General features: G+C 40.4%; 1 protein-coding gene. It reads left to right on the top strand.

Annotation, left to right across the window (positions count from 1 at the left end; all coding sequences use genetic code 11):
* Window positions 1–119: 119 nt before the first annotated feature.
* Window positions 120–554 (top strand): IS200/IS605 family transposase, encoded by a 435-nt coding sequence (gene tnpA / locus R7M92_RS25045; RefSeq protein ID WP_017633711.1) that lies wholly within the window; start codon window positions 120–122, stop codon window positions 552–554.
* The last annotated feature ends 62 nt before the right edge of the window (window positions 555–616 follow it).

The following is a 616-nucleotide window of genomic DNA, read 5'->3' as shown; positions in this document are numbered from 1 at the left end:
TTTTCAGCCCTAAACCACCTACTTCAGTAGGTGGTTATCATCCGTTTCGGCTTTGCCTGTAAAACTACTCATGCTAAATGCGTCTTTGATTTTTCCAGAAGTCAAAGAGGACAAATAACATGAGTAGATACAATCAAGCTTCCCACGTATTTTGGCGTTGTCAATACCATATAGTGTGGACGCCAAAGTATCGATTTAGGATCTTGAAGAACAATATAGGTAAAGAAGTTTATCGATGTATTTATGTTTACTGTAATCAACTTGGATGTGAAGTCGTAGAGCTAAACGTACAAGTTGACCACGTCCATTTAGTTGTAAAGGTCCCACCAAAGCTTTCGATATCCAAGTTGATGGGGGTATTGAAAGGCAAAATAGCCTTAAAGCTATTTAGCAAGTTTCCTCACCTTAGGAAGAACAGGCTTTGGGGTAATCACTTTTGGCAAAGAGGCTATTTTGTCGATAGTGTTGGAATCAATGAAGAAATAATACGCCGATATGTAAGACATCAAGAGAAGCAAGAGCGAGTAGAGCAGCAGCAATTGGCGCTGGACTAAACAAAGGCCCCCTTTTAGGGGGCTCACACAAAGCCACCTTCTTTAGAAGGTGGTAATTTACT

The organism is Vibrio sp. Vb2880 (assembly GCF_033337975.1).
GTDB classification, from domain to species: domain Bacteria; phylum Pseudomonadota; class Gammaproteobacteria; order Enterobacterales; family Vibrionaceae; genus Vibrio; species Vibrio alginolyticus.
Note: the sequence above shows the minus strand (reverse complement) of the source record. Positions and strands in the feature narration are given on the sequence as shown.